General features: G+C 55.8%; 11 protein-coding genes. 4 read left to right on the forward strand and 7 right to left on the reverse strand.

The window, feature by feature from the left end; translation table 11 throughout:
* Positions 1–88 precede the first annotated feature (88 nt).
* From ldtD to AC6I8I_RS06635, 3 genes are all read left to right on the forward strand, one after another.
* Positions 89–1,903, forward strand: a complete 1,815-nt coding sequence (gene ldtD, locus AC6I8I_RS06625; RefSeq protein WP_312052716.1) for a L,D-transpeptidase — start codon at positions 89–91, stop codon at positions 1,901–1,903.
* A 185-nt stretch (positions 1,904–2,088) separates the two neighbouring features.
* Positions 2,089–2,637, forward strand: coding sequence for a peptidoglycan L,D-endopeptidase MepK (mepK, locus tag AC6I8I_RS06630; RefSeq protein ID WP_312052714.1), 549 nt, complete (start codon positions 2,089–2,091; stop codon positions 2,635–2,637).
* A gap of 39 nt (positions 2,638–2,676) precedes the next feature.
* Positions 2,677–3,306 carry an MBL fold metallo-hydrolase gene (locus AC6I8I_RS06635; protein WP_312052712.1) on the forward strand — a complete coding sequence of 210 codons (630 nt, stop codon included), beginning with the start codon at positions 2,677–2,679 and terminating at the stop codon, positions 3,304–3,306.
* Between the two features lie 34 nt (positions 3,307–3,340).
* On the opposite strand, the gene AC6I8I_RS06640 is transcribed toward AC6I8I_RS06635, so the two are convergent.
* The 4 genes from AC6I8I_RS06640 to pncB all read right to left on the reverse strand — a co-directional run bounded on the left by AC6I8I_RS06640 (position 3,341) and on the right by pncB (position 8,937).
* Positions 3,341–4,531, reverse strand: a complete 1,191-nt coding sequence (locus tag AC6I8I_RS06640) for an amino acid aminotransferase (protein WP_312052710.1) — start codon at positions 4,529–4,531, stop codon at positions 3,341–3,343.
* Positions 4,532–4,768: 237 nt separating this feature from the next.
* Positions 4,769–5,872, reverse strand: a complete 1,104-nt coding sequence (ompF, locus tag AC6I8I_RS06645) for a porin OmpF (protein WP_312052709.1) — start codon at positions 5,870–5,872, stop codon at positions 4,769–4,771.
* A gap of 301 nt (positions 5,873–6,173) precedes the next feature.
* A complete protein-coding gene (gene asnS, locus AC6I8I_RS06650) occupies positions 6,174–7,574 on the reverse strand; it encodes an asparagine--tRNA ligase (protein ID WP_312052708.1) in 1,401 nt (466 codons plus the stop codon).
* A gap of 157 nt (positions 7,575–7,731) precedes the next feature.
* Positions 7,732–8,937, reverse strand: a complete 1,206-nt coding sequence (gene pncB, locus AC6I8I_RS06655) for a nicotinate phosphoribosyltransferase (protein ID WP_312052707.1) — start codon at positions 8,935–8,937, stop codon at positions 7,732–7,734.
* Positions 8,938–9,181: 244 nt separating this feature from the next.
* Between pncB and pepN the strand changes: the two genes are divergently transcribed.
* Entirely contained in the window at positions 9,182–11,797 is a 2,616-nt protein-coding gene (gene pepN, locus AC6I8I_RS06660; protein ID WP_497828454.1) for an aminopeptidase N, read from the forward strand.
* 41 nt (positions 11,798–11,838) lie between these two features.
* Here pepN and ssuB read toward each other — a convergent pair whose 3' ends face one another.
* From ssuB to ssuD, 3 genes are read right to left on the reverse strand one after another with little or no spacing between them, the layout of a single operon-like run.
* Positions 11,839–12,627: an aliphatic sulfonates ABC transporter ATP-binding protein gene (gene ssuB, locus AC6I8I_RS06665; RefSeq protein ID WP_497828455.1), complete on the reverse strand. Its 789-nt coding sequence runs from the start codon at positions 12,625–12,627 to the stop codon at positions 11,839–11,841.
* Positions 12,624–13,415, reverse strand: a complete 792-nt coding sequence (ssuC, locus tag AC6I8I_RS06670; protein WP_312052702.1) for an aliphatic sulfonate ABC transporter permease SsuC — start codon at positions 13,413–13,415, stop codon at positions 12,624–12,626. The genes ssuB and ssuC overlap by 4 nt, the downstream gene beginning before the upstream one ends.
* Positions 13,416–13,425: 10 nt before the next feature.
* Positions 13,426–14,571, reverse strand: a complete 1,146-nt coding sequence (ssuD, locus tag AC6I8I_RS06675) for an FMNH2-dependent alkanesulfonate monooxygenase (protein ID WP_497828456.1) — start codon at positions 14,569–14,571, stop codon at positions 13,426–13,428.
* Between the last annotated feature and the right edge of the window lie 4 nt (positions 14,572–14,575).

The raw sequence follows: 14,575 nt of genomic DNA on the forward strand, positions 1-14,575 counted from the left end.
TTGTTTGTATACTCAACATTATGAGTAAGCAGCCCGGTCGCAGTAGTTTCAGGGAACGCTGCGCAGTTGAACAGATGAGGGGGCAGGGATGTTGCTGGCAAATAGGTTTAAACATCATCGCGTTGGTTCATTGTTAGCGCTGGCGCTAACCGTGGTTCCATTTACGCTGCCGCAGGCCGCTGTGATCGCCGCTATGCCGGGGATCACTCAGGGGGCGACGTCAGTTACCGAAAGTCAGCAACAGATACGGCAGGCCTTCTCCAGCGCCGATCAGCCATTTTACCTGCCTTCACTGGCCACGCTGTATGCGTCGCGTCACATGCAACCAATCTGGCAGGATCGCCAGGCGGTGCAAAAGTTTCAGCAGCAGCTGGCGGAAGCCGCGCTTTCTGGTGTGCAACCCCAGTTTACCCGTTGGATTGAACGTCTGACCGATCCGGCGATTTCTGGTTTTGCCCGTGATGTGACGCTTTCTGATGCGATGCTCGGCTACCTGCAGTTCGTCTCCAGCGTGCCCACTCAGGGTGAAACCTGGCTCTACAATAACGTGCCGTATAAGCTGGCCCAGCCGTCGGTATCAGTGGTAAATCAGTGGCAGAACGCGGTAAATGCCGGTTCAGACAGCGTGTTTATCACCTCACTGGAACCGCAGCACCCGCAATATCGCCCGATGCATGCTGCGCTTAAAACATTGCTCAGCGACAAACGGCCGTGGCCACAGCTGAAAAATAGCGAAACCCTGCGTCCGGGACAGGTGAGTGATGATGTGCCGGCGTTACGTGAAATTCTGCAGCGCAGCGGGATGCTGACCGCCCAGACCACCGCACCTGCACCGGATGAGGACGCAGTTCCGGTTTCAACCGTGCCGGTCAGCCACAGCGACCAGCCGGTAGTGGTCAGTCCGTCGGCTACGCCGGTCACCGATCTGCCGGTCTCATCGCCACAGTCACCGGGCAACGTGCAAAGCCTGACGCCGGATACGAATAACAGCGCGAATGTCTACGACACGACGCTGGTGGCGGCGGTGAAACGTTTTCAACAGTGGCAGGGACTGGATAGCGATGGAGCAATCGGTGCCAGAACGCGTCAGTGGCTTAACGTGTCACCGCAGATGCGCGCCTCCCTGCTGGCGCTGAATATCCAGCGACTGCGTTTGCTGCCGGATGATATGCACAACGGCATTATGGTGAACATCGCCAACTACTCACTGATTTACTACAACAACGGCAACAAGATTTTGTCATCACGGGTGATCGTCGGTCGTCCCGATCGTAAAACGCCGCTGATGCGCAGTGCGCTGAACAACGTGGTACTGAATCCACCGTGGAACGTGCCGACCACGCTGGTGCGCAAAGATATCATTCCGAAGGTGAAGCAGGACCCTGGCTACCTGTATAAACATGGCTATACGCTGCTGTCAGGCTGGAGTGAAGATGCCGAGGTGATTGACCCCAGCATGATCGACTGGAGCATGGTATCAGCCTCCTCGTTCCCGTATCGTCTGCGGCAGGCTCCAGGTCAGATGAACGCGCTGGGACGTTACAAATTCAACATGCCGAGTTCGGATGCTATCTATCTGCATGACACGCCGAATCATAATCTGTTCCAGCGCGACATCCGTGCGCTGAGCTCAGGCTGCGTGAGGGTAAACAAGGCTTCTGAACTGGCCGGACTGTTGCTGCAGGACGCGGGATGGAATGATTCCCGCATCTCCAGCACGTTGAAGCAGGGCGATACCCGCTACGTGCCGATTCGCCATCGTATTCCGGTCAACCTCTATTATCTGACCGCCTGGGTCGCTGATGACGGCAAACCGCAGTTCCGAACAGATATTTACAATTATGATGACACGGCACGTTCAGGCAGCCAGGCGCTATTACGGGCTGAACAATTGCTGCTCTAGTGATTGATTTTCAATCGTTAGGCCTCTTCCTCCGCGAATGTACTTCTTCATTAAAAGGCGATCCCATCCGGGATCGCCGCACAAAGCTGCCCACGATGGGTTGACGCCTCTGTGAGAGAAAGTTATGGTTCGGCCTGTGCGCTTTTTGCACATTTCTATGGCTTCACTCTCAGGTAATACGGTTAATGTCTACTATTGATTCTTTTCGTCGCAAGCTACTGCTTTGCGGAAGTGCTGCCGCCGGACTGGCATTATTGCCGGCTTCTGCAAGGGCTTCACTTTCAACTTCTCGCCCGCGGGTATTAACGCTTAATAATCTTCATACGGGTGAAACCCTTAAAACTGAATTTTTTAATGGTAAGAGTTACGACAGGGATGAGTTGTCACGATTAAATCACTTTTTCCGTGACTATCGCGCCAATAAAGTGAAAAGCATCGACCCCCATCTGTTCGACCAGATTTTCCGTCTGCAGGCGCTGCTGGAAACCCGTAAGCCGGTACAGCTGGTTTCCGGTTATCGCTCCCTGGCCACCAATAATATGTTGCGTGAGAGCGGCCCAGGCGTGGCGAAACACAGCTACCACACCAAAGGACAGGCGATGGATTTCCACATTGAAGGCGTTAGCTTAGCCAATGTACGCAAAGCGGCGTTATCTCTGCGCGCGGGTGGTGTAGGATATTATCCTCGCAGCAACTTTGTGCACATTGATACCGGGCCGATCAGGCACTGGTAACGACGCCGGCAACGCTGCGTGAGCCGGTCATGGAGCGTTATGAATTACCATATTATTCCTGTTACAGCCTTTGCTCAGAACTGCTCGGTTATCTGGTGCGATACCACCGGGGAGTCGGCGCTGGTCGATCCGGGCGGTGATGCCGAACGTATCAAACAAACGCTGGAACAACACAAACTGAAACCCGCGCAGATTCTGCTCACCCATGGTCATCTCGATCATGTCGGGGCGGCGGTCGAACTCGCGGCATTTTATCAGGTGCCCGTCGTTGGACCGCAGAAACGCGATGCGTTCTGGCTGGAAGCGTTACCGACGCAGAGCCGCATGTTCGGGCTGGACGAGTGTGCGCCTTTCACGCCGGATCGCTGGCTGGAAGAGGGTGACAGCGTGCAGGTCGGATTGGTGACGCTTGAGGTATTACACTGTCCGGGCCATTCGCCAGGTCACGTGGTGTTCTTTGATCGTCAGGGACGCCTACTGATTTCAGGCGATGTGATTTTCAACGGCGGTGTCGGCCGCACTGATTTCCCGCAGGGCGATCATCAGCAGCTGATCGACGCCATCCGGACAAAATTACTGCCGCTGGGCGATGATGTGACTTTCCTGCCGGGGCACGGGCCGATTTCAACACTGGGCCGTGAACGGATCAGTAATCCTTTTCTGCAATAAAAAATGGGCCGGCTGGCCCATTTTTTCATCACGATTACAGCACCGCGACAATCGCCTCACACAGCGCCGACATATTGTCTGGCGTCATGCCCGCCACGTTTACCCGTCCTGAGTTAACCGCATAGACCGCAAACTCTTCACGCAGGCGAATCACCTGATCTTTGGTCAGGCCGCTAAACGAGAACATCCCGTTCTGCCGGATGATGAAGCTGAAGTCACGCTGCGCACCTTTCTCTGCCAGGGTATTCACGAACAACTGACGCATACGCTGGATACGCTGGCGCATGTCTGACAGCTCCTGCTCCCAGATGGTACGCAGGGCATCGTTGCCGAGGATGGTGGCAACCACGGCCGCACCGTGAGCCGGCGGATTGGAATAGTTGGCGCGGATAGTGTATTTCACCTGGCTGAAGGCGGTATCGGCCACGTTGGCATCAGCGGCCACCAGCGTAATGGCCCCGACGCGCTCGTTATACAAACCAAAGTTCTTTGAATAGGAGCTGGCGACAATCAGTTCCTGATGCGACGCGGCAAAAATACGCAGTCCTTCCGCATCTTCTTCCAGGCCACGGGCGAAGCCCTGATAGGCAAAGTCGAATAACGGTAACCAGCCGCCAGCCTGCGACAGCTGTGCCAGTTGCTGCCACTGTTCAGCCGTGGGATCGATGCCGGTTGGGTTATGGCAGCAGCCGTGGAATAGCACCACGTCGCCCGCCTGCACCTGTTTCAGCGACGCCAGCAGGCCATCAAAATCCAGCGAGTGATTTTCCGCATCGTAATACTGGTATTCACATACCTCAAGACCGGCAGCATTGAACACATTTTTATGGTTCGGCCAGCTGGGATTGCTGACCCAAACCCGTTTCACGCTGGTCTGGGTGGCAAGGAAATCCGCCGCCACGCGCAGCGCACCGGTTCCGCCTGGGGTTTGTGCTGTACGCGCACGACCGGCGGTAATCAGCGCGCTCTGGCTACCAAACAGCAGCGCCTGGGTACAGCGGGCGAAATCAGCCAGACCATCAATGCTGAGATAGTTTTTAGTGGTTTCGTTTTCCAGCAGGTACTGTTCGGCTTTCTTAACGCTGGTCAGCACCGGGGTCTTGCCGGTTTCGTCTTTATAGACGCCGATACCGAGGTTAATTTTGTTAGGGCGGTCATCAGCGCGAAACAGATCGGCCAGCCCAAGAATGGGATCGGCGGGTGCAGCAGAGATCGATTCAAACATGAGTCAGGTCCAGTAGCGGGAACGTTAGCAAAATGAGCTCTCAGGTTAGCGTCAGGCCAGGCAAAAGCCAACCGTTTGCGAGACTTATTGATACATTTTGCGCGCCTGCTTCCGCTCTGCCCGCCGTCAGTGGAGCATGAATGAGGAAAGGAGCAGGAGAAATGCGCTATTGCCGGCTAACAGACATAAAAAAACGGGGCCGATGGCCCCGTCTTTAAACATCTTCTGACAGCGAGATTAGAACTGGTAAACCAGGCCAACCGCTACAGTATCATCAGTGTTCAGACCCAGACGGTTGTTGTCATCCAGCTGGTTGATCTGATAATCCACATAGGTAGACATGTTTTTGTTGAAGTAGTAGGTTGCGCCGATATCAATGTATTTGATCAGGTCAGCATCGCCCACGCCTTCGATATCTTTGCCTTTAGACTGAACGTAGGCGATAGATGGACGCAGACCGAAGTCGAACTGATACTGTGCAACCAGTTCAATGTTCTGTGCTTTGTTGGCGAAAGCGGTGGTATCGGTGCCCGGACCAGTTGTCAGCGTGAACGGCGTTGAGTTACGGGTTTCACCGTAGTAAGCCGCCAGGTAGACATTGTTTGCATCATACTTCAGACCGGTTGCCCAGTTTTCAGCGCGTTTACCCTGACCTACAACAGTACCGTTAGCTGCAACGCCAGCGGCCTGTGCATCGGTACGGTCGCTGCTGCTATAGGCACCCACAACACCTACACCGATTGGTGAGACGTAAGAAGTTGACAGACCCCAGCCGTCGCCGTTCGAACGACGAATTTCATCACGCTCGTTTTTGCCCTGATACTGAACGGCGAAATCCCAGCCATCTACCAGGCCAAAGAAGTTAGTGTTGCGGTAAGTCAGCAGGCCGGTGCTACGACCGTTCATGAAGTTATCTGAGTATCCTGAGTCGCCACCGAACTCTGGCAGCATATCGGTCCAGCCGATTGCATCGTAAACCACACCGTAGTTACGGCCGTAGTCGATTGAGCCAGCATCACCGAATTTCAGACCGGCAAAGCCCAGACGGGTTCTGTTACCGTCTTGCGCATCATCGCCTTCAGAGTTGTTAGCCTGAACGTTGTATTCCCACTGGCCGTAACCGGTCAGCTGGTCGTTAATCTGAGTTTCACCCTTGAAGCCGAAGCGAACGTAAGTATTGTCGCCATCGTTGCCGTCGTTATCAGAGAAGTAGTGCAGGCCAACGGCTTTACCGTACAGGTCCAGTTTGTTGCCGTCTTTATTATAAATTTCGGCTGCGTTTGCTGCGCCTGCGGCTAACAGAGCAGGGATAACCACTGCAAGAATATTGCGCTTCATCATTATTCATTACCCTCGTTGGAGTTATTTGTACACCTGCCACTGCCGTCAAGAAACCTTTACGGGAACCTTGAAAGAAGTTTGGTGTCTTCCTGTGTCTGCACGCATCTTTCCATCCCCCCAGCCTTAATTCTACCTCGAAAATGCTACGAAACTCGTAATCTGGTTTCAAAAGGAAAATATGTATTACAAAATGTAAAAAACACGGAACTTTGTGAGAGAACTCAAAATTTACAAAAATAAAAAAAGGCCGGCAGTGCCGACCTCTTTATATATATGAATTTCTTATAATTAATGCAGAAAGTTAGAAGCTCGCATTACGTGGAGTACGTGGGAAGGGGATAACGTCCCTTACATTTTGTACACCGGTGACATAAGCGATCAAACGTTCGAAACCTAATCCAAAGCCAGAATGTGGCACGGTACCGTAGCGACGCAGGTCACGATACCACCAGTAATCTTCTTTATTCAGACCCATTTCTTCGAGACGTGCGTCGAGAACATCCAGACGCTCTTCACGCTGCGAACCACCGATAATTTCACCGATGCCCGGTGCCAGTACGTCCATCGCCGCTACGGTTTTACCGTCGTCGTTCAGACGCATATAAAACGCTTTAATGTCTTTCGGGTAGTTTTTCACCACCACAGGCGCTTTAAAATGCTTCTCGGCCAGGTAACGTTCATGCTCAGAGGAGAGATCGATACCCCACGACACCGGATTCTCAAAGCTCTGACCGCAGTTGATCAGAATCTCAACCGCGTCGGTGTAGTCGACCTGGGCGAAGTCGGTAGTGATGAAACGCTGCAGGCGCTCAACCGCTTCTTTGTCAACGCGCTCAGCAAAGAACGCCATGTCATCAGCACGCTCTTCCAGCACCGCATTGAACACATACTTCAGCATCGCTTCCGCCAGCGCAGCTGCATCATCCAGCGACGCAAAGGCAATTTCCGGCTCCAGCATCCAGAACTCCGCCAGATGGCGGCTGGTGTTAGAGTTTTCTGCGCGGAAGGTCGGGCCAAAGGTATAAATCTTTGACAGGGCGCTGGCATAGGTTTCGCCGTTCAGCTGACCAGAAACGGTCAGGAACGCTTCCTTGCCAAAGAAATCTTCGCTGAAATCGACTTTGCCCTGATCGTTGCGCGGCAGGTTCTCAAGGTCCAGCGTTGAGACGCGGAACATCTCACCGGCGCCTTCAGTATCCGAGGCGGTAATCAGCGGAGTGGAGACCCAGAAATAACCATTTTCATGGAAAAAGCGATGCAGCGCCTGCGCCAGAGTATGACGAACGCGGGCGACGGCACCGATCAGGTTGGTGCGTGGACGCAGGTGAGCCACTTCACGCAGATACTCAATGCTGTGACGTTTCGCCGCCATCGGGTAGCTGTCAGGATCTTCCACCCAGCCAACAACCTCAAGACGGGTTGCCTGAATCTCAAAAGCCTGGCCCTGACCGGGCGAGGCCACCACGGTGCCGGTGACAATCACGGAACAGCCGGTGGTCAGACGCAATACTTCATCCTGATAATTATTCAGAGAATTATTGACGACTGCCTGAACGGGATTAAAGCAGGAGCCGTCATATACGGCGATGAAGGAAAGACCGGCTTTTGAATCTCTTCGGGTACGCACCCAACCACGTACGGTGACTTCACTGTCAACCGCGACGCGACCGTGCAGTACGTCCGCTACAGGCACAACGCTCATAAATATCTCTCTATATAGAAGAAGTGAGTAAAAAGGTCCCCGAACCGGGGGTTTTGCTATGTTACTTGCGAGTCTTCAGGAAACAAGCAAAATCCGGCGGAATGGATGATTTATTACAGCAGAAGCGGGGCGCATCAACGCCCCGATAAGAAGTGGCTTAGCTCGCTTTTTTCACCAGCGGCAGGTCAAAGGCTTTGCGCAGGGCCCGGACGAAGGCTTTATCCTGGCAGATGGTTTTACCCGGACTGTCGGACAGTTTCGCCACCGGTTTGCCGTTGCACTGCACCAGCTTGATCACAATATTCAGTGGCGTAACGCCCGGAATATCGCAGGTCAGGCGGGTACCGATGCCGAAAATGACGTTGGCACGCTGACCAAAGTGGCGATAAAGCGCCAGCGCTTTGTCGAGGTTGAGATTGTCGGAAAAGACCAGCGTTTTGCTTTGCGGATCGATTCCCAGCTTCTGATAGTGGGCAAGGGCTTTCTCGCCCCATTCGACCGGATCGCCAGAGTCGTGACGCAGCCCCTGATAGCGTCGGGCAAATACCGGACCGAAATCACGCAGGAAAGCATCCATGGCGATACAGTCGGTCAGGGCGATACCGAGCTGATCATCATATTCGTCCAGCCACGCCTGCAGCGCGGCGCGCTGACTGTTGGCCAGCACCGGGCTGATCTGCTGGAACGCCTGGAACCACTCGTGCGCCTGCGTACCGACCGGCGTCAGCGTCAGGCGACGCGCCAGATCGTAGTTGCTGGTGCCGATCAGCCACGGGAAGTCCTGTTTCAGCGTTGCCACAATCGCCTGCTGGACATCCTGTGAATAGCGACGGCGGGTACCGAAATCCATCAGGTGGAAGCGTGACATATCCAGATCGGCCACCTGATGAGTAAAGTCGGCAAGCTTATCCTGCAGATGGTCGACCGCCTGTTGCGTGGTGATCTCAGGGGTGCGATGACGATGCACCACTTCACTGATCAGCGCCAGCAGCGGCACTTCCCACAAAATCACTTCACGCCACGGTCCCTGAATACGCAGTTCCAGTTTGCCGTGGTGATTACGTACCTCAACCTGATCGGGGTTGTAGCGAAAATCGCGCAGCCAGTTCAGGTAATCCTGCTGAAAGAAGGGCAGACGGGATAACCAGTGATATTCGTCATCGGTCAGCGCCAGCGTTTGCATTGCGCGAATCGCATCACGAATCTCATCAGCGTAGAGGCCCAGCAGTTCGTCGCCGCGGCAGCGAAACTCCGCCGCCACCGTGACATCATGATAGCGGTGGAAGACGGCTTGCTGCATGTGGAGCTTATAGGCGTCCGTATCGAGCAGCGAGGTCAGTATCGGGGAAGCATGTCCTGTCATGGCGCGTTTCAGCATCCTGTTCGGTGGCGCAGAGCCCGGTGTTGTACACAGTCTTAAAGACGCGGAAGTATAATTCAGTCATTAACGCCAATCACAGCATATTTCACTGTAATGGGTCGAGGCCAATCTGTGCCATTGTTAACAATTTGTAGCCATTTCGCTCATTAGGTGCATTGTGCGTGGCAAGCTTGTAGTAACAAGCTTAGACTTTGCCAGGTAAACTTATAACAACGCGAGACGGAATATGACGCAACAGCCCCAAATTAAATATCGCCACGATTACCGTGCGCCGGATTACACCATTACTGACATTGACTTAACCTTTGAACTGGATGCGTCGACCACCCGCGTAACGGCTATCAGTCAGGTTAAACGTCTCGGTGACAGCCAGGCTGATTTGCGTCTGGATGGCGAAGATTTAACGCTGATCGCACTTGAGGTGGATGGACAACCCTGGACGGACTATCGCCAGGAGAACGGTGCGCTGGTGCTCAGCCAGTTGCCGGACAGTTTCACGCTGAAAATCATCAACGATATTCATCCGGATCAGAACACGGCGCTGGAAGGGTTATACAAATCAGGCGAGGCGCTCTGTACTCAATGTGAGGCTGAAGGCTTCCGTCATATTACCTGGTATCTGGATCGCCCGGATGTGCTGGCGCGTTTCACCACCACCATTTTTGCTGACGGCGAACGCTATCCGTACCTGCTGTCAAACGGTAACCGCGTCGACAGCGGGCGTGATGAGCAGGGCCGTAGCTGGGTTAAATGGCAGGACCCGTTCCCGAAGCCGTGCTACCTGTTTGCGCTGGTGGCGGGCGACTTCGACGTGCTGCGTGACAGTTTCACTACCCGTTCCGGCCGTGACGTAGCGCTGGAGATTTTTGTCGATCGTGGCAATCTCGACCGCGCTGACTGGGCAATGACCTCGCTGAAAAACAGCATGAAGTGGGATGAGGAGCGTTTCGGTCTCGAATACGACCTCGACATCTTTATGATCGTGGCGGTCGACTTCTTCAATATGGGCGCGATGGAAAACAAAGGCCTGAACGTCTTTAACGCCAAATATGTGCTGGCGAAAGCGGAAACCGCCACTGATAAAGACTATCTCGGTATCGAAGCGGTGATCGGCCACGAATATTTCCATAACTGGACCGGCAACCGTGTCACCTGTCGTGACTGGTTCCAGCTCAGCCTGAAAGAGGGGCTGACGGTGTTCCGCGATCAGGAGTTCAGTTCTGACCTCGGTTCACGCGCCGTTAATCGCATCGACAACGTGCGTATCGTGCGCGGCGCGCAGTTTGCTGAAGATGCCAGCCCGATGGCTCACCCGATCCGCCCGGATCAGGTGATTGAAATGAATAACTTCTACACCCTGACGGTGTATGAAAAAGGATCGGAAGTGATCCGCATGCTGCACACCCTGCTGGGCGAAGCCAATTTCCAGAAGGGGATGCAGCTCTATTTTGATCGTCACGACGGCAGTGCGGCCACCTGCGATGACTTCGTACAGGCGATGGAAGATGCTTCCAATGTGGATCTGTCACAGTTCCGCCGTTGGTACAGCCAGTCCGGTACGCCAGTGCTGACGGTACGCGATGATTACAACCCGGAGCTGGAGCAGTACACGCTGCACGTCACGCAGCACACCCCGGCGACTGCCGATCAGAAAGAGAAGCTGCCGCTGCACATCCCGCTTGATATCGAACTGTATGATAACGAAGGGAAAGTGATTCCGCTGCAGCACAACGGCCATCCGGTGCATCATGTGCTGAACGTCACCGAGGAGTTTCAGTCCTTCATTTTCGATAACGTCTACTTCCAGCCGGTGCCGTCGCTGCTACGTGAGTTCTCTGCGCCGGTGAAGCTTGATTACAAATGGAGCGATGCGCAGCTCACCTTCCTGATGCGTCATGCGCGTAACGATTTCTCCCGCTGGGATGCGGCACAGAGCCTGCTGGCAACCTATATCCGTCTCAACGTGGCGCGCTATCAGCAGGGGCAGCATCTGTCACTGCCGCTGCATGTGGCAGACGCGTTCCGCGCAGTGCTGCTTGATACCGACTGTGATCCGGCGCTGACCGCGCTGATTCTGACGTTGCCGACTGAAAATGAGATCGCCGAACTGTTCGATGTCATCGATCCCCAGGCGATTGCGCTGGTACGTGACGCGCTGCAGCGCACGCTGGCGCGCGAGCTGGCTGACGAGTTCTTTGCGATTTATAACGCCAATCAGCAGAGTGAGTACCGGATTGAGCATGCCGCGATCGGTCAGCGCAGCCTGAAAAATATCTGCCTGACCTATCTGGCCTTTGGCGATGCGCAACTGGCGGACAAGCTGGTGCAGACGCAGTATCACCAGGCGACCAACATGACCGACGCGCTGGCGGCACTCTCTGCAGCGGTAGCGGCGCAGCTGCCGTGCCGTGATGCGCTGCTGGCGGCCTACGATGAGCGCTGGCATCAGGATGGTCTGGTGATGGACAAGTGGTTTGTGCTGCAGGCCACCAGTCCGGCGGCCAACGTGCTGCGTAATGTGCGTCAGTTACTCAACCACCGCTCCTTCAGCATGAGCAACCCTAACCGGGTCCGTTCGCTGGTGGGGGCCTTTGCCTCCGCTAACCCGGCTGCGTTCCATGCCAAAGATGGCAGCGGCTATAAATTCCTGGTGGAGATGTTGATCGACCTGAACACCCGTAATCCGCAGGTTGCGGCGCGGATGGTGGAGCCATTAATTCGACTGAAACGCTATGACGACGATCGTCAGGCGATGATGCGCGAGGCGCTGGAACAGCTGAAAGGGCTGGAGAAGCTGTCGGGCGATCTCTACGAGAAGATCACCCGGGCGCTGAACGCCTGATAGCAGAACGGCGGAGTACCAGTCGGACTCCGCCGTTTTTTTTAACGCTGCCGCGCAACACGGACCGGTTGCGAGGGTGCGGTGCGGCGCATTACCCGATCCAGCACTTCCGCCTCTAATTCTGCCAGACGCTGCGATCCGCGCCTTCTGGGACGCGGTAAATCAACCAGCAGATCCAGACCAATCTCGCCTTCTTCAATCAATAGCACCCGATCGGCCATCGCCACCGCTTCACTCACATCATGAGTAACCAGCAGAACCGTGAAATGATGCTGCTGCCACAGCGATTCAATCAGTTCCTGCATTTCGATGCGGGTCAGGGCATCCAGCGCACCGAGTGGCTCATCCAGCAGCAGCAAACCCGGCCGATGAATCAGCGCTCTGGCCAGCGCCACCCGCTGTTTCTGTCCGCCTGAGAGAGTAGCCGGCCACTCACTGGCCCGATCGGCAAGCCCGACCGCCGCCAGCGCCTCCTGTGCCGCACTGCGCCAGGCGTTGCCTTTCAGCCCGAGGCCGACATTATCAATCACCTTTTTCCACGGCAGCAGCCGCGCATCCTGAAACATCAGGCGGGTATCGTCACGTGCCGACTGTAACGGCGCATTGCCCGCCAGTAGCTGGCCGCTGGAAGTCTGCTCCAGCCCGGCCAGCAGGCGCAGCAGGGTACTTTTGCCGCATCCGCTGCGGCCGACCACCGCCACGAACTGACCTGACGGAATGTGCAGGTCGATATTGTTCAGGATGGTACGACTACCGTACTGTTTGCTGACGTTGTTGACGCCAACCGGGGTGCCCGCATTGAGGCGCGCCGGGGAAAGGGTCTGACTCATGCGTTCTCCTCCTTCAGTTGATAAGCCGGATGCCAGCGCAGCCAGACGCGTTCCAGCAACAACGCGGCGACATCAGCCAGTTTACCGAGCAGGGCATACAGAATGATGGCGACCACCACCACATCGGTTTGCAGAAATTCACGCGCATTCATCGCCAGATAGCCGATGCCCGAGTTCGCCGAAATGGTTTCTGCCACGATCAACGTCAGCCACATCAGACCAAGCGCGAAACGGACGCCGACCATGATGTTCGGCAGCGCACCGGGCAGGATCACCTGGATAAACAGGCTCCAGCCGGAGAGGCCATAGCTGCGGGCCATCTCCACCAGTCCACGATCGATATTACGAATGCCGTGATAGGTATTCAGGTAGATCGGAAACAGCGTGCCGAGCGCCACCAGGAAAATTTTGGCCGACTCATCAATACCGAACCACAGAATCACCAGCGGGATCAGCGCCAGATGGGGCACGTTACGTAACATCTGAACCGAGGTATCCAGCAGCCGCTCGCCGGTGCGGGAGGTGCCGGTGATCAGCCCCAGCAGCAGACCAATCGATCCGCCGATGCTGAAACCAATCAGTGCCCGCCAGCTACTGATCGCCAGGTGTTGCCACAGTTCACCGCTGGCGGCCAGCTGCCAGAAGGTGGTCACTATTTTTTCCGGTGCCGGCAAAATGCGGGTCGATAACCAGCCGGTTTGCGAGGCGATTTGCCATGCCACCACCAGCAGCGCCGGCAGCACCCACGGCACCAGCGTATCGGCGAGACGTTTACCTGTTCTGGCCATGATCTTCTCCTCAGCCGCGTGCGAATTTTTTCTCAGGGGTAAAATCGTTGGCGACCGCTTCACCATGTGCCTGCACTACGCGCGGCTGGGGGACCAGCGGAACCTGCAGATCGAGATGCGGGAACAGCAGTTCGCCAACCCGATAAGCTTCTTCCAGGTGTGGATAGCCAGACAAAATAAAGGTTTCAATACCCAGCGCTTCATACTCTTTAATTCGCGCGGCGACCGTGGGTCCGTCACCGACCAGCGCGGTGCCTGCGCCGCTGCGCACCAGGCCGACACCGGCCCACAGGTTCGGGCTGATTTCCAGCTTGTCGCGGCGACCGCCGTGAAGCGCCGCCATCCGGCGCTGCCCGACCGAATCTGCCCGCTGAAACGCGGCCTGCGCTTTGGCGATGGTGGCATCGTCCACATTGGCGATCAGTTTGTCGGCGGCCTGCCAGGCTTCTTCATTGGTTTCACGCACGATCACATGCAGACGGATACCGAAACGTACCGTACGTCCCTGCGCGGCGGCTTTGGCACGGACCTGGTCGATTTTCTCTTTCACCAGAGCCGGTGGTTCACCCCAGGTGAGATAGACATCGACCTGTTCAGCCGCCAGATCCTGCGCCGGTTCAGACGAGCCCCCAAACCACAACGGCGGACGCGGTTGCTGTACCGGTTTAAACATCAGGCGGGCACCGCGCACCTTAACGTGCTTGCCTTCGTAATCGACCGTTTCGCCCTCCAGCACCCGACGCCATACGCGGGTAAATTCAGCTGACTCGGCGTAGCGCTCACGGTGATCGAGGAACACCCCGTCGCCCGCCAGCTCTTCCGGATCGCCGCCGGTCACCAGATTAAACAGCGCGCGACCGTTGGATAAGCGATCCAGCGTTGCCGCCTGACGCGCCGCCTGGGTCGGCGAAATCACGCCAGGCCGTAAAGCCACCAGAAAACGCAGGCGCTGTGTCACCGGAATCAATGACGCGGCAACCAGCCAGGCATCTTCACAGGATCGGCCGGTCGGGATCAGTACGCCGCCAAAGCCGAGACGGTCGGCTGCCTGCGCCACCTGTTGCAGATAGGCGTGATCCACCGGACGTGCGCCTTCTGCGGTGCCAAGATAGTGGCCGTCGCCATGGGTTGGCAGAAACCAGAATATGGATACCATTTTT

It is taken from the genome of Pantoea sp. X-Soil-YNGN-775 (assembly GCF_059730575.1).